This is a genomic window from Paenibacillus sp. Soil724D2 (assembly GCF_001427935.1).
In the GTDB taxonomy this organism is placed as follows: Bacteria; Bacillota; Bacilli; order Paenibacillales; family NBRC-103111; genus Paenibacillus_E.
In genome coordinates, this window is the sequence record NZ_LMRY01000019.1 from 82,977 (window position 1) to 108,995 (window position 26,019).

Annotated in this window: 24 protein-coding genes and 1 pseudogene; 19 read left to right on the forward strand and 6 right to left on the reverse strand. The window is 43.7% G+C overall.

Annotation, left to right across the window (positions count from 1 at the left end; genetic code table 11):
• Positions 1-20: 20 nt before the first annotated feature.
• Positions 21-566 (reverse strand): TetR/AcrR family transcriptional regulator, encoded by a 546-nt coding sequence (locus ASG85_RS17795; protein ID WP_060647303.1) that lies wholly within the window; start codon positions 564-566, stop codon positions 21-23.
• Positions 567-772: 206 nt separating this feature from the next.
• On the opposite strand from ASG85_RS17795, the gene ASG85_RS39195 reads away from it, so the two are divergent.
• Together ASG85_RS39195 and ASG85_RS17800 are read left to right on the forward strand one after the other, a co-directional pair.
• Complete coding sequence (locus tag ASG85_RS39195) at positions 773-931, forward strand: hypothetical protein (RefSeq protein WP_235550159.1); 159 nt, start codon at positions 773-775, stop codon at positions 929-931.
• 49 nt (positions 932-980) lie between these two features.
• On the forward strand, positions 981-1,688 hold the full coding sequence (locus ASG85_RS17800; RefSeq protein WP_060647304.1) for an SDR family oxidoreductase: 708 nt from the start codon (positions 981-983) through the stop codon (positions 1,686-1,688).
• 174 nt (positions 1,689-1,862) lie between these two features.
• Here the strand turns inward: ASG85_RS17800 and ASG85_RS39745 are convergent.
• Positions 1,863-1,980, reverse strand: a pseudogene (locus ASG85_RS39745) (TetR/AcrR family transcriptional regulator); the annotation flags it as partial.
• A gap of 174 nt (positions 1,981-2,154) precedes the next feature.
• Between ASG85_RS39745 and ASG85_RS17805 the strand changes: the two are divergent.
• Together ASG85_RS17805 and ASG85_RS17810 are read left to right on the forward strand one after the other, a co-directional pair.
• Positions 2,155-3,204, forward strand: a complete 1,050-nt coding sequence (locus ASG85_RS17805) for an NAD(P)-dependent alcohol dehydrogenase (protein ID WP_060647305.1) — start codon at positions 2,155-2,157, stop codon at positions 3,202-3,204.
• A 420-nt stretch (positions 3,205-3,624) separates the two neighbouring features.
• On the forward strand, positions 3,625-4,020 hold the full coding sequence (locus tag ASG85_RS17810; protein ID WP_057302136.1) for a cupin domain-containing protein: 396 nt from the start codon (positions 3,625-3,627) through the stop codon (positions 4,018-4,020).
• A gap of 458 nt (positions 4,021-4,478) precedes the next feature.
• Here ASG85_RS17810 and ASG85_RS17815 read toward each other — a convergent pair whose 3' ends face one another.
• From ASG85_RS17815 to ASG85_RS17825, 3 genes are all read right to left on the reverse strand, one after another.
• Positions 4,479-4,901 (reverse strand): DUF1259 domain-containing protein, encoded by a 423-nt coding sequence (locus ASG85_RS17815; protein ID WP_057302135.1) that lies wholly within the window; start codon positions 4,899-4,901, stop codon positions 4,479-4,481.
• A gap of 47 nt (positions 4,902-4,948) precedes the next feature.
• Positions 4,949-5,368, reverse strand: a complete 420-nt coding sequence (locus ASG85_RS17820) for a DUF1259 domain-containing protein (protein ID WP_057302134.1) — start codon at positions 5,366-5,368, stop codon at positions 4,949-4,951.
• Between the two features lie 174 nt (positions 5,369-5,542).
• Complete coding sequence (locus ASG85_RS17825) at positions 5,543-7,174, reverse strand: GMC family oxidoreductase (RefSeq protein WP_060647306.1); 1,632 nt, start codon at positions 7,172-7,174, stop codon at positions 5,543-5,545.
• A gap of 112 nt (positions 7,175-7,286) precedes the next feature.
• Here ASG85_RS17825 and ASG85_RS17830 point away from each other — a divergent pair, with 112 nt between their 5' ends.
• The 6 genes from ASG85_RS17830 (at position 7,287) to ilvD (ending at position 12,034) form a co-directional block, all read left to right on the forward strand.
• Positions 7,287-7,763: an NUDIX hydrolase gene (locus tag ASG85_RS17830; protein WP_060647307.1), complete on the forward strand. Its 477-nt coding sequence runs from the start codon at positions 7,287-7,289 to the stop codon at positions 7,761-7,763.
• Between the two features lie 113 nt (positions 7,764-7,876).
• Positions 7,877-8,356, forward strand: a complete 480-nt coding sequence (locus ASG85_RS17835; RefSeq protein ID WP_082588135.1) for a DUF4362 domain-containing protein — start codon at positions 7,877-7,879, stop codon at positions 8,354-8,356.
• A 22-nt stretch (positions 8,357-8,378) separates the two neighbouring features.
• Positions 8,379-8,546, forward strand: a complete 168-nt coding sequence (locus tag ASG85_RS37975; protein WP_156396660.1) for a hypothetical protein — start codon at positions 8,379-8,381, stop codon at positions 8,544-8,546.
• Positions 8,515-9,273, forward strand: coding sequence for a cyclase family protein (locus ASG85_RS17840; RefSeq protein ID WP_060647309.1), 759 nt, complete (start codon positions 8,515-8,517; stop codon positions 9,271-9,273). Before ASG85_RS37975 ends, ASG85_RS17840 begins: the two co-directional genes overlap by 32 nt.
• A gap of 386 nt (positions 9,274-9,659) precedes the next feature.
• Positions 9,660-10,325, forward strand: a complete 666-nt coding sequence (locus ASG85_RS17845) for a GntR family transcriptional regulator (RefSeq protein WP_057302130.1) — start codon at positions 9,660-9,662, stop codon at positions 10,323-10,325.
• Positions 10,326-10,345: 20 nt separating this feature from the next.
• Positions 10,346-12,034, forward strand: coding sequence for a dihydroxy-acid dehydratase (gene ilvD / locus ASG85_RS17850; protein ID WP_060647310.1), 1,689 nt, complete (start codon positions 10,346-10,348; stop codon positions 12,032-12,034).
• 160 nt (positions 12,035-12,194) lie between these two features.
• Here the strand turns inward: ilvD and ASG85_RS17855 are convergent, their stop codons facing one another.
• Complete coding sequence (locus ASG85_RS17855; RefSeq protein WP_060647311.1) at positions 12,195-13,892, reverse strand: methyl-accepting chemotaxis protein; 1,698 nt, start codon at positions 13,890-13,892, stop codon at positions 12,195-12,197.
• A gap of 256 nt (positions 13,893-14,148) precedes the next feature.
• On the opposite strand from ASG85_RS17855, the gene ASG85_RS17860 reads away from it, so the two are divergent.
• From ASG85_RS17860 to ASG85_RS17900, 9 genes are all read left to right on the forward strand, one after another.
• A complete protein-coding gene (locus ASG85_RS17860) occupies positions 14,149-15,750 on the forward strand; it encodes a response regulator (protein WP_060647312.1) in 1,602 nt (533 codons plus the stop codon).
• A gap of 21 nt (positions 15,751-15,771) precedes the next feature.
• Positions 15,772-17,550, forward strand: coding sequence for a sensor histidine kinase (locus tag ASG85_RS17865; RefSeq protein ID WP_060647313.1), 1,779 nt, complete (start codon positions 15,772-15,774; stop codon positions 17,548-17,550).
• 201 nt (positions 17,551-17,751) lie between these two features.
• On the forward strand, positions 17,752-19,155 hold the full coding sequence (locus tag ASG85_RS17870) for an ABC transporter substrate-binding protein (RefSeq protein ID WP_060647314.1): 1,404 nt from the start codon (positions 17,752-17,754) through the stop codon (positions 19,153-19,155).
• Positions 19,156-19,292: 137 nt separating this feature from the next.
• Positions 19,293-20,246, forward strand: coding sequence for a carbohydrate ABC transporter permease (locus ASG85_RS17875; RefSeq protein WP_235550160.1), 954 nt, complete (start codon positions 19,293-19,295; stop codon positions 20,244-20,246).
• Positions 20,247-20,260: 14 nt separating this feature from the next.
• Entirely contained in the window at positions 20,261-21,094 is an 834-nt protein-coding gene (locus ASG85_RS17880) for a carbohydrate ABC transporter permease (protein WP_057302124.1), read from the forward strand.
• Between the two features lie 106 nt (positions 21,095-21,200).
• Positions 21,201-22,070 carry a sugar phosphate isomerase/epimerase family protein gene (locus ASG85_RS17885; protein WP_057302123.1) on the forward strand — a complete coding sequence of 290 codons (870 nt, stop codon included), beginning with the start codon at positions 21,201-21,203 and terminating at the stop codon, positions 22,068-22,070.
• 170 nt (positions 22,071-22,240) lie between these two features.
• A complete protein-coding gene (locus ASG85_RS17890; RefSeq protein ID WP_060647315.1) occupies positions 22,241-23,230 on the forward strand; it encodes a Gfo/Idh/MocA family protein in 990 nt (329 codons plus the stop codon).
• Positions 23,231-23,585: 355 nt separating this feature from the next.
• Entirely contained in the window at positions 23,586-25,625 is a 2,040-nt protein-coding gene (locus ASG85_RS17895) for a Na+/H+ antiporter (RefSeq protein WP_060647316.1), read from the forward strand.
• A gap of 2 nt (positions 25,626-25,627) precedes the next feature.
• A complete protein-coding gene (locus ASG85_RS17900; RefSeq protein WP_060647317.1) occupies positions 25,628-25,963 on the forward strand; it encodes a hypothetical protein in 336 nt (111 codons plus the stop codon).
• Positions 25,964-26,019: the final 56 nt, after the last annotated feature.

Consider the following 26,019-nt stretch of genomic DNA (forward strand, 5'->3'; position numbering starts at 1 on the left):
ACGCTCTTGTTTTACATGGACTACAGGCTTCTCTCTAACAAGGCTCCAACTTGTTTGGCCATTGTTTGAGGTGGGGATGGCATTCCATTTCTAATCCACCATTCTATGACCCCTACATAAGCGATCCCAGTATACTGCAGTATAACGTCTTCGCTTAAATCCGTATTTCTTCCGCTTTCTTTGTCAATCTCACCTTTGAATCCTATCGTAATAAAATCAAAAAGCCGCGTTCTAAAAGAAGGGGCCCCTTGACTCGCTAACATGGTCGAAAAGAACAAATGATTTTTCTCAAAATATTCGAAAAAAGGTAAAAGTGCATTGCTCCAATCCAGTCTGCAAGCCCATTCACCCATCTCCCTTAATTCGTTAATGTGTGCTTCTATGAGTTTGTCTAATAGATCATATTTGTCCTGATAATGAAGATAAATGGTACCACGGTTTATGTTTGCCCGGTCAGCGATATCCTGAATTGTAATATCATCGAAATTTTTTTCAGTCATCAGCTCAATGACAGCCTTTTTCATAGCTTCTTGTGTTTTTAGAATTCTCCGATCCACTGTTGCCATTGTAAATATCCACCAAGCTTTCATAAATAGTTAACATTTTCGATTATTGTGTTGAGAAATCAACATATTACGTTTCTTTAACCATTGAAAATCTAAATCGCACTTATATAATAATAGACGTAAGTTGAATAATCAAATCATATTGGTTAAAGATAAGGTGTTTGTTTCAAAATTATGTAATAAAAATTTGGGAGAGATTTAAGAGAGTGAAGGACGTAAAAACTTGGTTTATTACTGGTGCCGGTTATGGTTTGGGTGTGGATATTGCAAAGGCAGCCTTGTCTGCCGGCTCAAATGGAAGTGGTACGCTCCAAAAGAGGATCGCTATTAAATGCTATATCGATTTTTGTTTACCATTCCATTAAACGATATGATGGATGAAATTATTATTAAATTGGAAGTGGGGGGACTTCAATGTCGCACAATAAACAAGTGGCTCTTGTTACAGGCGCGAATCGAGGAATTGGATATGAGCTTGTCAAACAATTGGCTTTGAATGGTTTTAAGGCCATTTTGGCGAGTCGGGATCTAGAGAAGGGTCACGCATCTGCCCAATACCTTAAGCAGTCAGGTTTGGATGTATCGTTTGTGCGGATGGATGTCGATGATCAAGAAAGCATCCATCAAGCGGCACTTACCGTAAATGAGACATTCGGAAGATTGGACGTTTTGATTAATAATGCCGGCGTGTATCTGGATGAGAATGAAAAATTATTGAAAACGGATCCTGCCATTCTGGAAAAAACGATGTCAACGAATTTCTTCGGCGCCTACCATGTCATCCGTTCCTTTATGCCGCTCATGGAAAAGAGGGGCTATGGGAGAATCATTAATATCTCATCGGAATATGGAATGATGAACGAGATGTCGGAGCGAGGAGTGGGCACCTACAAGTTGTCCAAACTTGCTCTTAATGGATTGACTCGACTGGTAGCTGCGGAAATCCAAGGTGATATCAAAATCAACGCAGTCTGTCCGGGATGGGTAAGAACGGATATGGGTGGTCCAGCAGCCCCTAGAACACCCAAGCAAGCAGCAGAGTCTATCCTTTGGTTAGCTACGATTGGACCCGAGGGACCCCAAGGAGGATTCTTCAGAGATGGACAACCAATCGATTGGTAATGAAATTACGGACGGGCGCTCCAACAAATCTTTTAAGGAAACAACTGCCAAGATAAGGGGCCCCTTATCTTGCTACCATCGTCGAAAAGAATAATTAGGCTCAAAGTATTCCAAAGAGTGTACTGTCGACTGACACAATCCTTTTCAGTTGCCGACCTACGGAATATTCCCCACTGCCCTTTCAGAAAAGTCTTGAATGGTTATGTCATCAAAACTCTTTTTAGACATTAGTTTGATCAGAGCTTTTTATGGCTTCTTGGCTTTTAATTATTCTTCTGTCTACTTTTGGCATCTTTTGTCACCAGAGCCCCTTTAAAAATAATAAACAATTTATATTAATTTGTTTAATAAACGACGAATTACGCTCTTTTAACTATTGATAGCATCTTGAATTGATTTATAATTATAGACAGGTGTTGATTAATTTTGTGTTTTTATTTTAATCATAAACTATAGGAGGTTATATATGATTACTACTCATGCACGCGCTACATTCAGTCCGGAAGGTCCGTTCAAACTAACCACGATCGAGCGAAGGGACCTTCAGCCGCATGATGTCCTCATTGAAATAAAGTACGCTGGTATTTGCCACTCCGACATTCACACTGCTCGTGGCGAGTGGGGGCCGGTTAACTATCCTCTCGTTCCAGGTCACGAGATCGCCGGAATTGTCAACCAGGTTGGTTCGGAAGTCACCAAGTATGCAGTTGGGGATCGAGTAGGAGTAGGCTGTATGGTTGACTCCTGCAGAGAGTGTGATAATTGCAATAAGGGAGAGGAGCAGTACTGCCTCAATGGAATGACGGGCACCTATGGTGCTATTGATCGGTATGGGCAATATACGCAAGGTGGTTATTCCACCCACATCGTCGTAACCGAGGATTTCGTGGTTCGAATTCCTGACGGTATTGAGCTTGACGCCGCCGCACCACTCTTGTGTGCCGGTATCACAACGTACTCGCCGCTGCGCCATTGGGGAGTGGCCCCTGGCAAGAAGGTAGCGGTTGTCGGACTAGGCGGGCTTGGACACATGGCGGTGAAGATCGCTCATGCCATGGGGGCGGAGGTAACGGTATTATCACAGTCACTAAAGAAGAAAGAAGACGGTTTGCGGCTTGGCGCGGACCAATATTATGCCACAAGCGATCCGGAGACGTTTAAGAAGCTGGCTGGTTCGTTTGACCTCATCGTGAACACCGTGAGCGCGAAGATCGATATCAGTGCCTACCTTTCGCTGCTGGCGTTGGACGGTACAATGGTCAACGTCGGTGCGCCGGCGGAGCCGTTGTCTGTTAACGTATTCTCCCTTATCGGTCATCGTCGCTCATTTGCTGGGTCGATGATCGGTGGAATTCGCGAAACGCAGGAAATGCTTGATTTCTGCGCTGAACACGACATCGCTCCTGAGATCGAAGTTATTTCCGCCAAGCAAATTGATGAAGCCTGGGAGCGCGTGCTAGCTTCAGATGTCCGGTATCGATTTGTAATCGACATCAGCACAATGGGAAATGAATAAATATTAATCCTAGTAAAATTGAAGGGGCACGCCTACATCGGTGTGCCTCTTTACCAGCTGCAGGACAACTGATCACCGTATTCGCGATCGCTAATGCGATCGGTTCGCCCATTTTCACTTATTAATGCTTTCGCTCGTAATAGTGGTATTCGGCAGTCTTTTGACAGTTACCTTACCAGGCTTCGGATTTCTCATCGTTTCTCGTATTGTCTTGCTATAGGAGGCGGCGTTTTTGTTATCGGCGCGAAGACCGTCGCGGCGAAACTGGCGGCGCCAGGCAAGCAAGCTGCAAATCAAAGCGCATGTGCGGGGCAACCTGAATATGTGTAATGACAAGGATACGTAGGTATAGAAGAGATGACTATTCGTCCCACAGCTCAATTGGTTACTAATAAAAACAAAAGAAAGTAGGGAGTAAAAATGAAAAACGAACACTTAAGCAATAGCACCATCTTTCCGTTGGGTCAAAAAGTAGGACAATACTTTATAGGTGACGCCTACTTACAAATGGTGTTTACCGACCCAACCCCACTCAATACCGCTATCGGGAATGTAACCTTTGCTCCAGGTGCCCGTAATAACTGGCACTCTCATCATGCGGGGCAAGTGTTGTTAGTAACTGCCGGTGAGGGTTGGTATCAAGTAGAAGGAAAACGAGCCCAATTACTTAAAACAGGTGACGTGGTAAATATACCACCAAACCAAAAACATTGGCATGGAGCAACGAAAGATAGCTGGTTTGTACACTTAGCTCTTACACCAGGACAAACAGATTGGTTAGAACCCGTAACCGATGAAGAATATAACAATCTCTAGTAAATGAAAAATAACGTACAGAAACGGCAGACGTATTAAAAGAACTAAGCAATTTGATTTTGATACGTAAGTTTATTAATTATTGAAAAATCTCAAAGAATATAGACCGATAAGAATCCACATAAACTGAGGATTTTTTATTTCTCGAGACAATCACTTGTCATAACCTAGAAAACTGATTAGATGTACCAATTAAGATGGTAATTTACTTAAATGGAAATCACTCGGTCCTTATGGGAACGGGTTTAAACAAAAATGTATAGATATTAAAACCCGCCAATAGAAATTCTGCAAAAGCAGTAATAATTCAAAATGACAAAATGATAACGGCTTTATCATCCATGAAAACCACAAGGGCAGCTGAAGCTTGATCTTCTGAATATTCAAACAGCGGTAAGCCTTCCTTTCTAAAAGCTAAAAAAACATCGAAATAATATTTCGATGTTTTTTTATAATTGCTAACCCAGAAAAGCGATAGAACGTTTTACTTTCTTTGCAAATTCAATAGGGTTATCAATGGACTCCCAGTGAATATACATAAGACGCGGGTTCTCGAACAGCCAGTGATTATGGACTGCTGTTACTTTAATCCCGTTATTGCGAAGATTTGAGAGCAATCGATTTACTTGGTTCTGGAAGAGAGCCGTTTCCCCCAAACAGAGTGCGCGCCCCGACTTGTCCAATGATTCAAACGAAAACAGTTGATAACGGACTAAAGGAGATGTTGTACGTCTTCCTAAAATAGTTGCGTTTACTCTCCTATTTCTAGTAACAAAACAAACCGGACCTTTTGTAATTTCATGCTCGGTTCCACCTAAAATGGTTGAAAATTGATCACATAGTCTTCTAAAGGCAGGACTTACTTTTACTTGCTCCGCCATATGAAATCATCCTTTCATAATAAGATACGAACAAAACTAAACGGCAATTAACCCAAGAATGCAATGGACTCTTTGGTTCTTTTCGCAAATACGACAGGATTCATGATGGCTTCCCAGTGCATATACATTAATCGAGGATTTTCTTTTAACCAGTGGTTATGAATCGCAGTCACTTTTATCCCGCGTTTACGGAGGTTCGTTATTAAACGATTAACTTGATCTTGATGAACGGCAGTCTCACCCAAGCATAGCGCACGACCCGAGCTATCTAGCGATTCAAACGAGAACATTTGCATTTGAACCAGAGGGGAGCGCGTTCTTCTTCCTAAGATTGTTTCTTTTAAATTCGTCATTCGTGTCACAAAACAAACCGGACCTGCTTCAATTTCCGATTCGCCTCCTAAGATTTTGCCAAATTGCATACAAAGCTTTCTAAATTGCGGACTTACTTTCAGTAGTTGTGCCATATAAATCCTCCTTTAATCATGTTCAACATAGTGTATGATCATAGTAGAATAGAGAATTGGACCAATTACTATTATTTCAAAAATGTTTACAAATTCCATAGACTATTAAAAACACGAAAAAAAAGCACTCTGATCATAGAGTGCCTTTATGAAAACTGAACTAAGAGATTTTAGTTATTCTTCTTCACTATTTTCGAATCTTTCTCGAATCTTCCTCCGTTGTTTCCTTTTATCTATCCATATGACTTGTTTAGCGATCGTATATCCGATTAGATATGCTGCCGCTGAAGTATTTCCATCCACAGTAAATGGGATGATTGAAGCATCTGCCACAATTAAATCTTTTACCCCGTGAACGTTTCCCCGCCGATCAACGACCCCTCCATTTTTTAATGGGGCCATTCGAAGCGAGCTTTGTTGGTGATGATTGTGCTCAAAATTTTCTTTAATAAATTGCTCCAGTTCGGCGTCATTATCAATCGTTTCAGCAGTTGGAGAAATGAGCCGATATATTGGATCTATGGACATTAGCTCAGCAGCTATATTCTTTACATAGATCTTATAAATGTTTTTTACGGCTTCTAAATCATTCGGATTATCTAGAAATCCTTCATCTGCCAGCACAATTTTAAGCGGGTCTTTGTTTTGGATTCTGATGGAACCGCGACTCTTCGGCCGCAAGTAAATCAAACCTAACGTTAACGTATCGCCTTCAGAACCTATACCCAAAATTTGAACCGTTCGACGTTTTCTATCTATTTCTAAAGGGTCAGGCAGGAAAGCCCCGCCGGTATAAAGGGCATTTGGATCATTTGAAGGTAAAGGTCTGTCACTAGGATTCGATTGAAATACAGCAAAGTTAAGTGTGTGGTTTCTTAAGCTTTTCCCCACGTTTGGATTATTAAAGATGCAGCGAATACCAGCTTCTTTAAGTGTTTTTGCAGATCCTATCCCTGATAGCATTAAAAGCTGAGCGCTGTTAATACCTGCTGCAATAATGACTTTTTTCCTTGCGTGTGCGATAATGCGCTTACCATTTTTTAGAATTTCCACTCCACAGGCACGTTTATTATTAAAAATCACCCGTAAAGCGGTAGAATCAGAAAATAATCTTAATTTACGACCATTTACTCCCCGACCATTCAACGTTAAGACATTCGAAGACAAAAATGCAGTGGAGGAACTTTCCCTCCTGCCATTCGGATTCTGATATAATTGCCATCGCGTAAAGGGGCCAATTGTGGTTTTCGGGTTATTATAATCGAGAATTTCAGGGAGGCCGGTAGCTCGCTCGATTGCAGTAACTAATTTTTTTGCCATGGATGTCGGATTTACAGGAGCCTGACGAATGTCAATGGGCCCACGATACCCGCGTGCAGAGGCATTATTTGTTTTCCCATTATAATTTTCTAGTCTTTTGAATCGCAGAACCGCTCGATTAGGAGACCAGAGAGGACCAAGCAGCTTTTCCCATTCTTTTAATACCTCGCCTGTTGGGCGCACGTACTGTTCTCCGTTAATCGATGAACCGCCGCCCAAGAGACGTCCTGTTGTCCATTCAAACGTTTGATCGTCCAGCCCCGCTTGCGGGACACCTTCTCCTTGCCAAAAATACTGAGGGAAGAACTGTTCTTCCAGCTCAGAAGCCATTGTCGAGTCGCTAATCGGTTTGTCTTTATCGTTGTTTCCGCCCGCTTCTAAAACAAGGACGGATGTTCTTTTATCATCGGATAGGGTTTTCGCGATTACCGCTCCTGCGGGTCCTGTACCCACAATAATGTAATCAAAAGTTAATTTTTTTTCCATCAAAACTCTCCTTTAAATAATGAGCTAATGTAGGATATTAGGCTTAGTTGTCTCATGTGTCGAAAAAATAACTTGCCCTGTACCATCCTAATTACATTCGGAGGTAATAAGTATGGCAATGCCAACCCATATTGTAGCTGTAGGCGGTATCGTAGAAAATGAACGAGAGCAAGTCCTTTTAGTGAAGACACAACATGGTGGTTGGGTATTTCCTGGTGGGCAGGTGGAGGTAGGTGAAAACCTAATGGATGCTTTAATTAGAGAAATAAAAGAGGAGAGTGGCATAGACGTGGTTGTTTCTTACTTGATTGGAGTTTATTCAAATACAGGAATTCATAAATGGCATGACGGTGTAACTGATGTTCCAACTAAAGTTATGTTAGACTTTATGTGCACGCCTGTGGGTGGAGAATTGTGTACTTCTGAGGAAACATCTGAAAGTCGCTGGTTTGAAAAGGATAAAGTGCTCGACATAGCACCAGCTATACGTACTCGCTATCAAGCTTATTTGGATTTTGGCGGTAACTCATGTTATATGGAGTATGTAACGAAACCTAACTTTGAAGTAAAGCTGAAACGAACTGTATAAAATATTTTAACAAGCCGTTCAACTGACGAGGAACATTTGCTGAATAAAGACTTAACACTAAAATTAAGCAGCAACCAAAGCATAAATTAACGTCAAGAAATCAAGGGGGTGTGATGATGAATACAAGGCGACAATGTGTGGTCTTCTGTTTAATAACCTTTTTACTAATTTCTTGCAATAAAAATGATGGGCGAAATGTTGTCTCCGATTTTCCAAAGGTATCAAAGCCATACCATTCAGAACAAGCAGTTAAGAATGGAGATGTTGTAAACATCCATGGGACATATTTTAATATCGAAAAATGGAAAACATTCTTGGGAAATCTAGAGAGTAATCAGCCCTCTAAGGTCCGAATTACTCAGTACACCGTCGAAGGAGATCCAATCTTTTATGAGTTAACATATGATGGGAATTTAGTTCACTACACATTCGATAACTCAATGGATGCATTTGGTTCAGATTTGCGCAGACCAAGTACAATTTGCAAAAGTATAGAAAAAAAGAAGGCAGAACAAGGTATGGAGGGTTTTATTCTGAAGGGATGCGACAATTCAAAAACTGGCGATACCTTTTGGTTCGTAGATCAAAAATAGTGCCGGATTGAGGGACGCGGCCATGAATTATGGACGAAGACCAAGGAAAGACCCACTGCTCGAAAAGTGGCCATCGCTCACACCGGTAGACGATCAGCAATTGGAGCAATATGGTATAATGGGCTTGAATCGGGAGAACATAGGAGGAGGAATAAGTGATGAAGCTTATCGACTTAAGCGTTCCGATTAGTCCGCGCATCCGCGAGCCTCTACCGGCGAAGATCGAGTATGCGAACCATGAGGCCGGGGCACTGCAAGCTGCGGCGGCACTCGGGCTTAAGCAGGACGATTTTCCGGAAAGCAAGGCGTGGGCGACGGAAACGGTAACCCTGAATACGCATGCGGGTACTCATATCGACGCGCCATGGCACTACTGGCCGACTTCGGAAGGGAAGCAGGCAAGAACGATTGACGAACTGCCGCTCGAATGGTTTTATTCCGATGGTGTAGTGCTCGATTTCAGTACGAAGCTGCCGGGTTACGAGATTACGACGGACGATCTGATAGCCGAGCTGAAACGGATCGAGTATACGTTGAAACCGTACGATATCGTTCTCATCCGGAGCGATGCGGACAAACGTTTGTACCATGAACATTATGCGTTCCTTCACGCCGGGGTATCTGCCGAAGCTACGCTATGGCTTCTGGATCAAGGCATCAAGGTAGTCGGTACTGACGGCTGGGGCTGGGATATCCCGCTCAACCTGCAAGCTGAAGAGTACAAAAAGCAGCCGAGGGAAGGCGTCCTGTGGGCAGCGCATTATGTCGGCAAGGACCGGGAATATTGCCAGATTGAGAAACTGTCCAATTTAGAAAAAATTCCGAAGCCATTCGGCTTCAAAGTATGTTGCTTTCCGATCAAAGTGGAAAAGGCGAGTGCGGGCTGGACACGTCCGGTCGCAATCGTGGAGGAATGAGACAGAAAAAAACTATAGCTCAAATCAGAAACGAGGCTGCCGCGTAAATGGCAGCCTCCATTACGTTAACTGGCAGGATTACTTGAGTAACTCTGAAGTGAGGAAGAGCTCTGGGTTACTTGGTTATATGTATTTTGGTGGAGATGTAGATGTACTGGGAGAGGATGAACCGGTTAAACCAAGAATCCAGAGTAAGGATATCCGCATGAGTATTAATAAGCTTACACTTAAAACGTAGGACATTGGTCAAATGACTAGCTATATCGATATCCTAGGAAATTCATCGCGTTTAAACTAAGTCAATAAATTATTCTATAAACTCATTGCATTGAACTCTAGAATGCGATATATTGCATATACATGCAATATTAAAGAGGAGATTGCTTATGCCAGTACCTCACAATTTTTCTCCACCAACTCGAGTATCAGCTAAAGAACGAGCATTAACTCAAATCCAAAGATGGATCATTGAGGGTACGCTAGTGCCGGGCGAGAAATTAATTGATGCTGAACTAGCGGAATCTTTGGCTGTTAGTAGAACTCCAATCAGGGAGGCTTTTCAGCTTTTGGAAATGCAAGGACTTGTCTCGATGTTTCCTGGTAAAGAAACGAGAGTAACGAGCATAGAAAAAGAAGATATTCTTAAGATGTACCCAACGCTCGCTGCGCTCTACTCTTTGGCTGCTGAATATGCAGCAAAACTCATTTCACTGGAACAGATCGAGGTCTTGAAAGAAATAAATAAGCAATTCGCCCAAGCCATCCAGAGTGGACAGACTTACCAAGCTATGGAACTTGATGAGCAGTTTCATAATTTAATTGTAGATGTATCGGATAATTCGTATATCGCATCATTTAGTACTTCACTGCAAATTCATATAAGAAGGTTTAAATATGTTTTTCTTAAGCAGCCAGTCACAGGAACACTTACCTCTGTGGAAGAGCACGCATCTATCATATTAGCTTTGGAGCAGAAAGACACTGAAACAGCTTCAGCACATATGAAACAAAACTTAATTAGACCTATGCATGAACTGTATACCCTAATCTAATAGTGAAAGGATGAATGAGTATGTCTGGTCATAAAGATTTAAGAATTCGGAGCAAAGTTATAAGTGAGGGAGTTAATCGCGTCCCTAATCGCGCTATGCTGAGGGCTGTCGGTTTTAAAGACGAGGATTTCAAGAAGCCGATGATTGGCGTGGCGAGTACGTGGAGTGAAGTAACCCCATGCAACATGCATATTGATTCCTTAGCGCTTGCAGCGAAAAAGGGAATTCAGCTTCATGGCGGCGCTCCTCTGATTTTTAACACCATTACGGTTTCAGATGGAATTTCGATGGGGCATGACGGGATGTTGTACTCATTACCAAGCCGTGAAGCTATAGCAGACTCCATTGAGATTGTTACGAACGCAGAGCGTTTCGATGCGCTTGTTGCTGTAGGCGGATGCGATAAAAATACACCAGCGTGTTTAATGGCTATCGGCCGACTTAATTTGCCTGCGGTATATGTATATGGCGGAACAATTCAGCCTGGGAAGTTAGACGGTAAAGACGTAGATATTGTCAGTGCTTTTGAAGCAGTAGGGCTGTATCATGATGGAAAAATAAGTGATGAGGAGCTTCACAAGGTAGAGTGCAACGCTTGCCCTGGGGCCGGAGCTTGCGGAGGAATGTATACAGCTAACACAATGGCATCTGCTGCAGAAGCATTAGGCATGAGTCTTCCTGGTTCATCCTCAACCTCAGCGATATCACCTCAAAAAGCATTGGAATGCGAAGAAGCAGGTGAGCGAGTACTCGAACTACTTGAGAAGGAAATTTATCCGCGCGATATAATGACAAAGAAAGCATTTGAGAATGCGATTACACTTGTAATGGCATTGGGGGGCTCTACCAATGCCTTCCTGCACCTTATTGCGATTGCACACTCTGTCCAAGTAGAGTTAACCTATGATGATTTCGAACGCATTCGTGTAAAAGTGCCGCACATTGCAGATCTTAAGCCAAGCGGAAAGTATGTCATGCAGGATCTAAGTGATATTGGTGGGGTTCCCGGCGTGATGAAGCTTCTTCTTGAGCAGGGTCTTCTCCATGGTGATTGTATGACGATTACCGGTAAAACTTTAGCAGAAAATTTGGCAGCATCAGAACCATTACTTGAAAATCAAGACATTATTCGCCCGTTTAATAATCCCTTAAAGACGAGTGGGCCGTTAGTCGTTCTTAAGGGCAATCTGGCTCCAGAAGGCGCAATCGCCAAAATGTCGGGGATGAAAAAGTCTCGTTTCACTGGTCCTGCACGCGTATATGATAGCGAGGCAGCGGCTACTGAGGCAATATTACAAAATCAGATCCGCAAAGGAGATGTGTTAGTTATACGGTATTGCGGACCGAAGGGCGGACCAGGTATGCCAGAAATGCTTTCAGTTACCGCTTTAATCGTCGGGAAAGGGTTTGGTGGAGAAGTTGCTCTCATAACTGATGGTAGATTTTCAGGTGGCTCACATGGTTTTGTAGTTGGTCATGTTGCACCAGAAGCACAAGTAGGTGGACCAATAGCTCTTCTGCAAGAGGGTGACATCATTACCATTGATAGTGAAACGCAAGAAATTTGCTTTGAAATTTCGCAAGTAGAGTTAGCGAAACGAAAGAATGAATGGGTTCAACCACAATTGAAATTTACTACAGGTGTTCTTAGTAAATACGCGAGATTAGTTTCATCTGCTTCCAAAGGGGCCGTTACAGATTTATTTTAGTAGGTTGTAAACTCAGTTATGACAAGTCAATGATTGAGAAGGGTCATTACAAACGAAAAACGATAGTTCAATAAAACAGCGGTAGTCTAAGCTTTTATTTTCTCGTCCAAGGCTACCGCTGTTTGGTATGTTGGGTCAGTCCGAGATTTTTTAGTCAAACTTACATTACTTTAAACTTCTGAATTATTCTCTCCATTTTTTCCGCTTCTTTACTAAGTGAATCTGACAGTGAAGATACTTCTTTTACCAAATTAGTCTGTATGATTGTTTTATCATTCACTATTTTCACCCCATTTAGCGATTCTTGAGATACATGTGCCATCTCAGATACGGAGGCCGAAATTTCTTCGGAGCCAGCAGCCATTTGTTCTGAAACGGCTGACAACTCCTGGATTTGGACAGAAATACCTTTTGCGGAATGTAGGATTTTTTGAAAGGAGTCTCTTGCGTATAGGACTTTTTGATTTCCAAGCACCACTTCTTCAGATACTCTATGCATAGCTTTTACAGTTTCCGTAGAATCGCTTCTAATTTGTTTTAATAAATCTGATATCTCCGATGCCGAAGAAGCTGATCCTTCAGCTAACTTTCTAATTTCCGATGCGACAACTGAAAAACCCTTTCCATGCTCGCCCGCCCGAGCAGCTTCAATTGAAGCATTTAAGGATAGCAAGTTGGTTTGATTGGCTATCTCCATAATAGCTCCAACGATTTTTTCAATATGTGATGACCGTTCACTAAGCTTGGTGACAATGTTTAGGGAAGATTTAAGGGAATCATCTATCGAATGCATTTGCTGCTGTGCTTGTTCCATATGTCCAAAACCTTCTATAGCTTCACTTTCAGTGTCTCCCGCAGATTCAGATAGCTCATTAGCAGATTCTGCTATTCTCTGTACACCTTTGGCCATTTCTTCTATTGCTCGCGCTCCGTCTAATGTATTTTGTACGGAAGTTGTTGCTCCTTGTTGGATTCCTTCTATACTTCTGGCAATTTCCACTGTTGAAGTTGTGGTTTCTTGGGTATTTAAAGTTAATTTTTCTGAGGATTGAAACACATGCTTTGAAGCTTGGGATATATCTAGAACCATGGCCAACAAACTATCCAGCATAGCGTTTAATGAGGAAGCGATTTCTCCGATTTCGTCCTTAGAAGTTACGGATAGCCTTGTCGTAAGATCTCCACCCTGACTTGCTAATTCCGCTATTTTTTCATTCACCGTTTTTAAAGGTTTCAGCCTAACAATGATGAAATAAAGCATTGCGAAGAATGTTATGAATGTGATGATTAACAATGTAACTGCGAGGTTCAACATGCTGCTTGCCTGTTGTCTTGCTTGAATTACTTCTTTTTCAGCCCTTGCATTCATTTTTGTCTGAAATTCATCAATCGGATCCATAATGATCTTCTTATTATCATCATAATTTTTGTCAAACATTAGCTTTCTGGCTCTATCGAAGTCTTTACTCGCAACTGCTTTCATGGCTTCATCTTCTGTTTTTATTAATGCATCTGAGTTTTGCTTTGCTTTTTCTATGAGATCCAATTCTACCTCTGGAGCATTTAATTCCTTTAATTTCATGACAACATGATCTCGTGTCTTAGTCTCATTAACTTCTTTCCAATAATTATTAAAATACTCTTTTTCCCCGAATTGCACGTATCTTCTGGCTTCATTCGTCAAATAATCTGAAGCATTAGCCAGATCTATACCCAGTTGTTTAAATTCTGATTGTCTCTGCAAGGACTGCCGTTCTTGTTTAATGTCTTTTTGCAGTAAGTACACGCTAATGCCATTTAAGACAGACAGCAATAGAAAAATAACACACATCAGCTTTAAGATCATTGAAATTCTCATTGTCACAACCCCTTTTGACTGTTATTCATTCATAATTCGACGCAAATCGACATGTATTCCTTTTATTTTCGCGCTCTTTCGATAAAAGGAAATGCTAAGATCCACAACATTTCTCTCGCTATCCAGCCAATCCAGCTTTCCGCATTCAAGATTCTGTTTCTTGCAAATCCAGTATAATATACTTATAAAGTAGGGTAGAAGACAAGATATGCATATGGAATGAAACTCTTATGTATTAAACAAGAGGAGAGTGCTTATGTATTCTTTATTGATCGTTGACGATGAAAGATGGGTTCGTCAAGGTTTACGTTCAACCATTGATTGGGAAGCAGAAGGTATCGAAGTGCTTGGTGAAGCGGAGGATGGAGAAGAGGCTTTAAAATTAATTCAAACCCGGACACCGGATATAATCATCACGGATATCAAAATGCCCCGAATGGACGGTCTTGTTTTAATTGAAACGATCAAGAATCGCAATCTGCCGTCGAAGATTATTATTATTAGTGGATATAGTGATTTTAGTTCCGCCCAGAAGGCCCTGAGATACGGGGCGTCCGACTACGTACTTAAACCAATTGAAGAAACGCAGATGCTGGACGTTGTGCGTAAATGTATCACACAAATCAAGCGCGAGAATGAAGATCATCGTCAATATGTTCAGATGTCAGAACGTATTCGAGAAAGCTTACCTTTGGCCCGACAGAGGTATCTTGAAACGCTGTTAATGAATGAAAGCGCTTCGAATCATTATTTGAGGACTCTTTGGGATCGGCTTAACATCCATTTGGATCCCAATCGGCTGAAAGTGATATGTGTAAAAGTATATGATTGGGGGCCGCATTCAAATAATCCGAAGGAGCACTATTTGCTTCGTTATGCCATAGGTAATATAGCTAAAGGAATAGGAAATGCAGCGGGAAAATCGATAACGTGCCCTTTGGATCATCATGAAGATACGGATCTCGTTATATTACAGACCCCATTCTATGAGAGGGACGACGGAAGCAAACAAGGTATGGAATCCTTCGTTGAAGCTTGCCGAAGGCACTTGGGGATCGGGATCAATATTGGGATAAGCAAATTGAGCGAAAGCGTAAACCTTCATGCATCTTTCCAAGAGGCTGTTCACGCTGGCGCTTACGCATTTTATGACGGTTACGGGAAGGTTTACGAAGCAGAGCGATTGGAGCAGCTTCAATCTTTGCAGGTTCAGGTATATACAGGGCCTAACGGTTGGGATAATCGGTTCGTGCATGTGGTGAAATTGGGCGATGATGCGGCGCTTAGTGAATTGATTGATGAGCTGATTGCACATTTGCAAACGTGTCGACAGAAATATCCACCTCATCAGTTGCGAGACGGATTGGCAGCTCTGCTTAATGAAATTGAAAAAAAGCTGGAGTCAAGTCACCCCTCAGAGCAAACCTCAAGCAGAAATAGACTCTTCATTCCTTACTGTACTTTGTCCGAAATGAAAGACGAACTGTTGATGGTTGTCCGCCAATACCAACAAGCCCACAACGCCTACGGAAATCGAAAAAAGTCCATCGAACAGGCAATCAAGTATTTGGAAGTGCATTGTACGGAAGCGATTACCATGAACCAGGTTGCCAGACATCTATTTTTGAATCCGTCTTATTTCAGTAAAATATTCCATGAGAAAACAGGTGAAACTTTCAGCAAATATTTAATTCGTCTCAGGATGGAAAAGGCCAAGAACCTTCTTAAAGTTTCGACGCTTAAAATATACGAGGTCGCTGAACAGGTAGGTTACCAGGATTTCCGGCATTTTGCCAAGCTGTTTAAGGACCAGGAGGGGATGACCCCTGCCCAATACAGGGATTTGGGCGTACTGTAACCTGACCGAGGGGGAGCCGGTTTGAATCTTCATGCACATTTAAAATGGCGTTCAGTAGGCTACAAATTGTTTATTATATTTTTTGTCAGCATGTCAATTTCCATTATGATCATGGGTTATCTGTCCTATCATAAAGCCAATGTCATTATTAGTTCCAAAGTATCGCAGGTTGCTTTGCAAACCGTTCAGCAGGCTAACAGACGTCTCGAATTGTTATTGAACGAGTATGCTAACCGGTCTCTAATCGTTTTCAGTAATAGGGAAATCCAGAAAGGCATTCTCGGAGAATATCGTGAAAGCTACGATCAAAGCTACAACAATCAGCAAATCGCCAAGTTTTTGTCCAACTTGGTTAACGTGAAAAACGACACTCTGAATATTTATATTATGGGTGAAGGCAGCGCTTCCTATCGGTTGTCAAGCAATGGCTTTGCGGAGCTTCCAATGGTTAGTAAAGATGATCAAGCTCAAGAATGGTACAAGCAAATTATAGCTGCGGACGGTCAGGTGGTATGGTACGGAATTCGCCCGACTTTTATAAAACAAAATAACAATGAAGATAATAAACCGGTTTTTGTGCTCGGTAGGGCGCTCAAAAATTTCGACCATATAAATCAGAACATAGGTGTACTCATCATGGAGTTTGATCCTGAACCGATGCAGCTTTTTATGTCCGAGGTCGATTTTCAAGCGCAAGGCACTACGTTTATCGTCGATCAAAACAACACGGTTGTAGCCGATTCGAACGCTTCCCGTCTCATGCAGCCTTCCGGGCTGAATCTTCCATCCGAACAAAGTGGTTTTTTAAGCGACGTGGTGGATGGCAAAGAAATGATGGTGGTCTTCGATAAATCGAAGACCACCGATTGGAAGTTTGTCGGAATGGCACCGATCCAAAACCTGGTCAGCGATTCGAGAGAAATCGGTTACTATACCGTCTATCTTGTCATTGGATTTAGCGTTGTGGCCATCGGGCTTGCCCTAGTGTTTGCCAAGTATATGCACAAACCTGTCAGGGTGCTGTTCTGGTCCATGCGCAGAGCGAGAGAAGGAGACTTCGACGTACAAATTACGGATGTGCGAAACGACGAATTTGGCATGTTATTTCACAGTTTTAATACGATGGTCACGAGGATCAAAAATTTAATCGATGAAGTGTACATTCAGAAGCTATTAAAAAAAGAAACCCAATTGAAGATGATGGCGTCTCAAATTAACGCTCATTTTTTGTACAATACACTGGATTCGATTCACTGGATTTCCCGCATTTATAAAGTTGATGAGATCAGTACGATGATCTTCGGTTTGTCCAAATATCTCCGGATCAGTTTAAGTGAGGGAAACGATTTTGTTACCGTAAAGGAAAGCGCCGAATTGCTGGAAAGTTATTTGTCCATACAAAAGGTGAGGTATCAGGACAAATTCATGGTCAACATGAAGATGGATCCGACGATTATGCACTACCGGGTATTGAAATTCGTCTTTCAGCCGCTGGTGGAGAACGCGATTTATCACGGTTTGGAAAATAAACGGGGGAGCGGCCGGTTGGACATAAGTTGGAGAATGGAAGAACAAATTCTTTATTTCGAAGTTGAGGACGACGGCATCGGGATTGAATCCGAAAAAATGGCGGAGCTGACGGAAGTGTTGGAAATCGACGAGGTAGTAGGGGAACAAAATTTTGCGCTGAGAAATATTAATACACAAATCAAATTAGCCTACGGTAAGGAGTACGGGCTCTTCATAGAAAGCACTCTTGGTGTCGGTACTAAAGTCACGTTGGTCATTCCACTTAGATAACGAAATTAAACACCTCTCTTTGGTTAGATGGTTGCTTGTCATTTCCTATTACCAAATAAGAGAGGTGTTTTTTGCTGTTATCAGATAAACACACAAAAATAACACACTAAAAACAAAAATCCCCTCGTTTCGGGAGACGAATGAAAACGGATACAATAAGGGTGTGCTCAGAAAGAGTATAAGAAAAGAGGAGGTTAAAATATGAACAATGAAAAGATACGGATAGGCTGGCAAAGCAAAAAGCTTGTTGTACTACCTCTGGCGGCAACACTTGCGATGGCTTTAACGGCAGTCGGCTGCAGTTCGACTAACACCGCAACCAGCAGCACTAACAGCAAAGGAACGGATGCCAAAAGTACGGATAACAACAGTTCTAAAGGTTCTACCAATTCGGGCGGGCCCGTTACGATCGATTTCTGGTTTCCGTGGGGCGGAGACTACCAAAAAGATTTCAAAGCTAATGTTGTCGACGTTTTCGAGAAGCAGCATCCTGACATAAAAGTGAAAATGACATTCGTGGAAACGACAGGCCAGACACAGGCCTCCGATAAATTGCTTACAGCCATCGCAGGCGGCAATCCTCCTGACGTTGCTTTGTTCGACCGATTCTTGATCGGTTCCTGGGCGGCGAAAGGCTCCCTGACGGATTTGACGGCCTATGTGAAGAACAGCGGAATTTCTGCGGATGATTATTATAAAGGGCTTTGGGCCGAAACCGTCTATAAAGACAAGGTATACGCATTGCCATGGGGTACCGACAATCGTGGTATGTTTTACAACAAGACGTTGATGAAAGAAGCGGGACTTGATCCGAACAAGCCGCCACAGACCATTCAAGAATTGGATCAAATGGCCGAGAAAATTTTCAAAAAAGGAAGCAATAACAAATATTCTCAAATAGGATTCATTCCATGGATGAACCAGGGATTTCTCTATACGCAGGCTTGGAACTGGGGAGGCAAATGGGAGGATGGCAATCATAATTTGACTCCCAACGATCCGCAGAATGTGAAGGCACTTGCTTGGATGGCCGGTTACGCCAAAAAGTATGATATTGGCAACTTGACTAGCTTCTCTGACGCCATGGGACAAACGGGGATGAATCCATTCTGGACGGGAAAAGTTGGTTTCGAGTTCGACGGCAACTGGATCCTGAACGATTTGGCGAAGTACAAGCTTAACTTCGATTGGGGCGTAGCTCCGATGCCGGCGGCTGATGGTAATAAATCGGTGACATGGGCGGGCGGTTGGTCGTATGTCGTTCCGAAGGGCTCGAAGCATGAGAAAGAAGCTTGGGAATTTGTTAAATTCGTAGCTCATAAGGAAGGTACATTGCTTTGGGCGAAACGACCGAATGCCGGTAATGATATAACGGCTTTGCCGGCCGTTAACGAACAATTGAAACTTGCCGATAATGCAAATCTGAAAGTTTTCTTGGATCTAATGCCGACAGCTTTCACCAGACCGGTTTCACCGGCAGGTGCCTTTCTTTGGAACGAAACGATGCGCGTACAAGATTTGGCGATTCATGGTAAAGGGGACGCACAAGCGCTTCTCGATGAAGTGAAAAAGAATGTAGATGCGGAATTGGCTAAGCAGAACTGATTCCTATAACAAGTATTAAAGTAAAAATAAAGAGGGTTAGGGTGGATAGCTTTGCCCTCCCTCTTTTACTACATCTTCAAAAGACCTCGATAGAGGTTTATCTCATAGAATAGACATGCAAAGAGGAGGTAATAGAATTGCCTGCAATCGAAACTTCCGAAAAAAAAATGACAGTTGTAGTTGATGTGGTAAAGAAAAGGAAAACCCGATTCGAGAAAAAGATCAGCCTGTTCGGTCTCATCTTCGCGTTGCCCTGGATTGTCGGTTTGCTTCTTTTTCACGCCTTTCCGTTATTCATGTCAGCTTACTATAGTTTAACCTCCTACAGCATCCTAGAGCCGGGGGAATTCGTAGGGTTCAGCAACTACGCGACACTTTTTCAAGATAAGGTCTTCTGGATCAGTATTTATAATACCTTGTACTATACGGTGATTTTTGTCCCGCTGAGTATAGCGATGGGTGTAGGACTGGCCCTCCTTCTGAATTTGAAAATACGCGGTCAAGGCATTTATAGAACGTTATTTTTTATCCCCAGCTTGGTTCCTCCCGTAGCGACGACGATTATTTGGCTCTGGCTGTTAAACCCGCAATTCGGGCTTGTGAACTATTGGTTGGATCAGATCGGTATCTCCGGACCGCCATGGATCGGAAGTGAATCTTGGTCTAAGCCATCCTTAATTCTAATGAGTTTGTGGGGGACAGGGCAAGCGGTCGTTATTTATTTAGCAGGTCTGCAGGATATCCCCCAAGATTACTATGATGCCGCCCAAGTGGATGGAGCTAATGCATGGCAGCGGACGAAGACCATCACGTTGCCCCTGTTAACACCTGTCATCTTTTTCAACTTGATTATGGGCACTATCGGCGCTCTGCAAAATTTTGTTCTGCCGTACACACTCTCGAACGGTCAGGGTACACCAGCCAATTCAATGATGTTTTACGTGATGTATTTATACACGAACGGGTTTGGCTATCTAAAGATGGGATATGCTTCTGCCATGGCCTGGATTCTCTTCTTACTCGTGATCATTTTAACGGCGTTAATCTTTGTCTCTCAGAAACGCTGGGTTCATTATCAAGGAAAAGAATAGGGAGGGGAATCGTCTTGGGAGGCACTGGATTTGGAACTGTTCAAAAAGTATTTGCTCATGTCGTGTTAATTGTGATTGGCACCTTTTTTCTGTCGCCGTTTCTATGGATGGTTTCCACTTCACTCAAGGCGAACAGCGAATTGTTTCTCTGGCCGCCTGTGTGGATTCCAAGCGTTATGGAATGGAGCAATTATCCTAAAGCGATTGACTATATTCCTTTTTTTAAATATTTATCGAATACGGTTACGATTGCAGGTCTGGCGACTGTGGCGGTTTTATTTTCCTGCCCACTTGTCGCTTATAGTTTAGCTAGAATTCCATGGAAAGGTGCCAAGCCGCTTTTTGCGATTACGCTCATTGTCATGATGCTACCTTACCAGGTGACGATGATTCCTATTTTTATTGCATTCAAAAATTTTGGCTGGGTAGGGACCAATATTCCGCTATGGCTGCCGGCATTTTTCGGTGCTCCGTTCTTTATCTTTCTGCTCCGGCAGTTTTTCATGGGGTTACCGAGGGAGCTAGAAGATGCCTCCCGGATTGACGGTGCCTCTGAGTTTAGGATTTATTGGCAAATCATGCTTCCGCTATGCCGTCCCGCTTTATTGACGATTGCACTATTTCAATTCATGGGCAGTTGGACGGACTATCAGGGACCGCTGATTTACTTGTCGGATGAGAGCCAGTATACACTGATGCTCGGTATGCAGGCGTTCAAGTCCCAACACGGAGCCGAATGGCAGATGATGATGGCTACGCTGGTCATGATAACGCTGCCGATTATCCTTCTTTATTTCCTCGTTCAAAAGGCGTTTATCCGAGGAATTACTTTCTCAGGAATTAAATAAATCAGGAGGGGAAGCAGCATGATGAAGTTTAATGAAATGATCTATCGAGCGACTGGATATAAACCTTATTGAATAGAAGGATGAACCAACAAAAGGAGAGAACAAAATGAACGTACAAATCGGAATGCGTATTCCGCCGAAGATCGGCGCTGAAGGAATGGAAAAAGTAGCCGCATGGGCCGTTAGTGCAGGTCTGGGTGTGCTTGATGTCCCGAAACTGAATCCGGAAGTCAAGCAAGTGTGCGACATAGCGGGAATCGGCATTGGCTCCGTCGATGCGGCACATACTGCCGCGTTGTTGAGTAAAAATGAAGCCCGACGGGAGACAGCAGCGGAAGCGGTCAAGCAGCAGATGACTGACATGGCTGCGCTCGGCGCAAGGGTGATGTTCATGTGCCTTGTGCCTGAGGATCATACGACTCCTCGCACGGAGAGCTTCGCCATTTGGAAGGACACCTTCCCAGCGCTTGTTCGTCACGCCGAACGCCAGGGGGTCTACATCGCCATCGAGGGCTGGCCGGGACCCGCTCCCCACTATCCGACAATCGGATGTACGCCGGAGATGTGGCGGTCTATGTTTGAAGCGATACCTTCCAAGCATTTCGGCCTCAATTACGATCCTTCCCATTTGGTGCGGCTCGGTATCGATTATTTAAGAGCTTTGACAGAATTCGGTGAGCGTATCAACCATTGCCACGGGAAAGATACGGAGATTCTGCATGACGAGTTGTACGAATGCGGCGTCTTACCGACGACTTTCGGCGCAAAATATGGATTCTCCGAAGGCTCGTGGCGGTATACGATTCCCGGACACGGCGCGGTGGAATGGAGTAAAGTCGCCGTGAGACTTGACCGTCTGGGCTATCAAGGAGCAGTCAGCATTGAGCTAGAGGATCACAGGTTCTGGGGGACGCTGGAGAAGGAGCGGGAAGGAATCGTCAAGGCAGCGGAGCATTTGGCTCTGTATTTCAAATAACGGCTGGAGATAAGGGAAAGCAGCATTAATTACAGGCGGCGCTCGAGGACAGGGGTTTGGAATTTGTGCATACCTTGTCCATTGCAGGAGCCCATGCAAACCTAGCTTTTGCCATATCGAAATTTAGTATGTCGAATAGACATTTCAATACTTTTGTGGAGGGAAATTCCATGGGAAAAGTTCGTTTCTTAATAATTGGTGTGGGTGGAATGGGAAGAGAGCACGTTCGAAGATTGCTGCAAGTTCCCGAAGCAGAAATTGTAGCGTTGGCGGATCCTTCCGCTGCAGCAATCGAACAAGTGACTGAGCGTTTTACCGAGTTGAAGACTGTAGCGGTTTATACGGACTACCGGGAGGCTATCTCACAGGCAAAAGCAGATGCAGCCATTATTATCTCGCCGCACAGTATGCATTATGAGCAAGGAATGGCATGCTTGGACGGCGGCTTACACGTACTGATGGAGAAGCCGTTTGTCGACGGATCCGAGAACGCGGAACGCATCATTGCCCATGCGGCAAGTGTAAACAAGCATCTCGCTGTTGCCTATCAGCGTCACTTGATGGGCCCATACATCTATATTCGCGAGTTGATCCAAAGTGGAGAACTGGGAAAAATCAATTACATTTGCGCTTATCAGGCACAAAGTTGGCTGAAAGGTACGACAGGTTCCTGGAGGCAAAACCCTGTATTATCCTGTGGGGGGCAGCTAAATGATTCCGGAAGCCATCTTCTTGACGTTGTGCTTTGGGTTACCGGTCTCGAACCGGCAAACGTGTCTGCTTTCATCGACAACCGTGGATCGCAAGTCGATATCGACTCGGCCGTAACCGTTCGCTTTCGGGAAGGCGCAATTGCGACTTTCAATATTGTCGGCAGCGCCAGCATCGGTTGGCATGAGGATGTGTCTATTCACGGCGATCAGGGAACCGTATTGTACCGTAATAACAAAATATTCGTCGCCAAGGAAGGGCAAAGAGAACTTGTCGAAGTATCGGAAGAGCTTCCGGCTTCCAGTGATCCAAATCGCGATTTTGTTGATCTCATCCTCGGCAGGGTGAACGAAGCCGCTGCGCCATCCAGCTGCGGTTTAAGAATTGCGCGTTTGACGGAAGCGGCTTGGAAGAGCGCAGCTAACGGAGGTCAAGTTATCCATATGTAATCATTGATCTCCGATGAAGTCAATGTTAGCAGAGCGTAATGTTACTGTAAACAAACACTGCCAAACGAAAAAATGGCAGTGTTTGTTTTTTATTGTCAGGTGACATATCCATTCCCGATTTTGACAAGAACACATCTCTTTCCCATAAGTTTAAAGCGCTATTAGATTATCATCTAAAGTAATCCTTCCCGAACAGCAGTCGGTCTATGGATCGGTTGTCGTTGTTGCATGGATGGAGAAGGATTCTTTTGGGAAATATTGAAATATTACAAAAGTACATCGTATACTGATAGCAAGCATGTCCATAGTGATTTCTTAGAAATCTATTGAACTATTCGGGGAAGGAGATAACCGCTTGAACGTTTTTATTATTATTCTTATACTATTGGTTCTGATCGGCGTATCGAATGTCGTGAACCGCTTCGTTCCGTTCATTCCCGTCCCCCTTATCCAGATTACATTAGGCGCAATACTGGTGGTCGTGCCTCTTGGCATTCACTTGCAGCTGGAACCGGAATTGTTCTTCCTTTTATTTATTGCCCCGTTGTTGTATAACGATGGAAAGCATACACCGCGAGATGAGCTTTGGAAATTGCGCGCTCCGATTCTTCTTTTGTCGGTGGGTCTAGTTTTCATAACGGTGTGCGTCGTCGGATATGTCGTTCACTGGTTGATTCCTTCGATCCCTCTTGCAGCCGCTTTCGGGTTAGCCGCCATCCTGTCTCCAACAGATGCCGTAGCAGTCAGCTCTTTAGCCGGGCGGATTCATTTGCCTAAAAGCTTGAAGCGGCTGTTAGAAGGAGAAGCCTTGATGAACGATGCATCGGGTCTCGTTGCCTTTAAGTTCGCCATAGCCGCGGCGGTCACCGGTGTTTTTTCTTTACCGAAGGCAGGTCTAAGCTTTCTCGTCATCTCCATTGGGGGCTTAATGATCGGAGCTCTGGTCGCTTTTCTTATCATCGGCATTCGTCAGCTGCTGCGCCGAGCGGGACTTGAGGATGAGACGATGCACATGCTGCTGCAAATTTTGACGCCTTTTCTGCTCTATTTGATTGCCGAGGAACTTGGAGTATCAGGAATTTTGGCGGCTGTAGCGGGAGGTCTGGTGCATGCTATCGAGAACGAACGTATGGCGTTTACGATGCCGACTCTCCAAAATGTATCTAATGCAACTTGGTCTGTCATTTTGTTTGTTCTAAATGGATTGGTCTTTGTCCTTTTGGGTCTGCAAATCCCAGGCGTATCCCGGACGATTCTAAGCGACCCGAATTTCGATAATTTCAAAGTCATCGGTTATGCAATTCTCATTTTTGTACTGTTGTTGCTGCTGCGTTTTGTATGGACGCTTCTGTTCGCTAGAGGAGGGCGCTGGTTTGGGAATCAGAATCAAGAGGTGCCCAGCCTGCGTATGCTAACATTAACAGCTATTTCCGGTGTGCGTGGAGCGGTGACGTTGGCCGGTGCGTTCTCCATTCCGCTTGTCCTTCAAAATGGCGCTCCCTTTCCTCAGAGAGATCTCATTATTTTTCTTGCGGCGACCGTCATTCTATTCTCGCTGTTGACGGCGAGTATCGTTCTGCCGCTTCTTGCAAAGAAGAAAAGCACAGCGGGTGATGCCGAGAGAGAACGTATGGAGCGTGAGTGGCAAATCGAGGTCATGGCTGCCGCTGTGCGGGCACTCCAGAAGACCAGCACCGAGAAGAACGAGGTCGCTGTAGACACAGTGATTGGCGACTATAAACTCATGATGCAGCAGCTTGGACAAAAGGATGGCAAATGGAAACGACTCCCGCGCTTTCAGCAGGAAGAAGCAGGGATACGCCTGCTGGCGCTGGATATAGAGCGCAAATATGTGAACGAACGTTTGGAGAACGGGCAAGTTAGCCGTGAACAGGCAAAGTATTATTTGAACATGCTGGAGCAAGTAGAGCTCATTCTAGCCAATAAACTGGATCTAGGCAAAGTCATCGTCAAGAACATCTGGCGACGCTTAAAAATGCTGATGACGTCCATCTCCCAGCCTCATCTGGTGACTAATTACATCGAACCTGATATCACTGCGATTCGCACGCTGAAAATGCAATGCAGCCAAGCTGTCGTCGATGAATTCTCCAAACGCTGCGCCCTCCAAAGCGATGATGCAACCGAAGGCGTGCTGGACTATTACCAGCAAATGCTGGATAGGCTTCGCAGATTCACCTTCGGCTCGCGGCGTAAGGATGCATCATTCAACGATTGCCGACGCGAGCTCCACTGGATTGCCATACAGGCGGAGCGCGATGCGGTGCAAGTGTTTTTCGAGCGGGGAGACATCACGCGTGATATAGCATCCTTGCTGCGGCGAATTATTCGCAACAGGGAAGCATCGCTGTATGAGCTTGAGGAGATTGGTTGATCATGAACGGTAAGAGAATGCCTGAGCAATCAGGCATTTTTTGTTTTTTAAAGTGCCAACAACTCTCTGTAATACCTGAAAGACATAGAAATAAAGACGATGAGCATCTAAGAATTATAAACAAGAATACTATAGTCCAGGAAATGCAAATTACTATATGGGCGATTTGGACGCGGTTTTTTTATTTTAAGGATACAAGTTCTTATCTTATTCGCGTAATGGAGGTAATAAATCATGACAGACTTCATCCTTTTCATCTTCTTCATGCTGACATTGTGTTTATGCATCGTTTTAAACTCACTGTTGTTCATCAACAAACACATGGTTGCCATAAATAAGAACCTTCGGTGTTGAGATCCACTCATGACCAGAACGCCGAGCAGTGTATTCACAT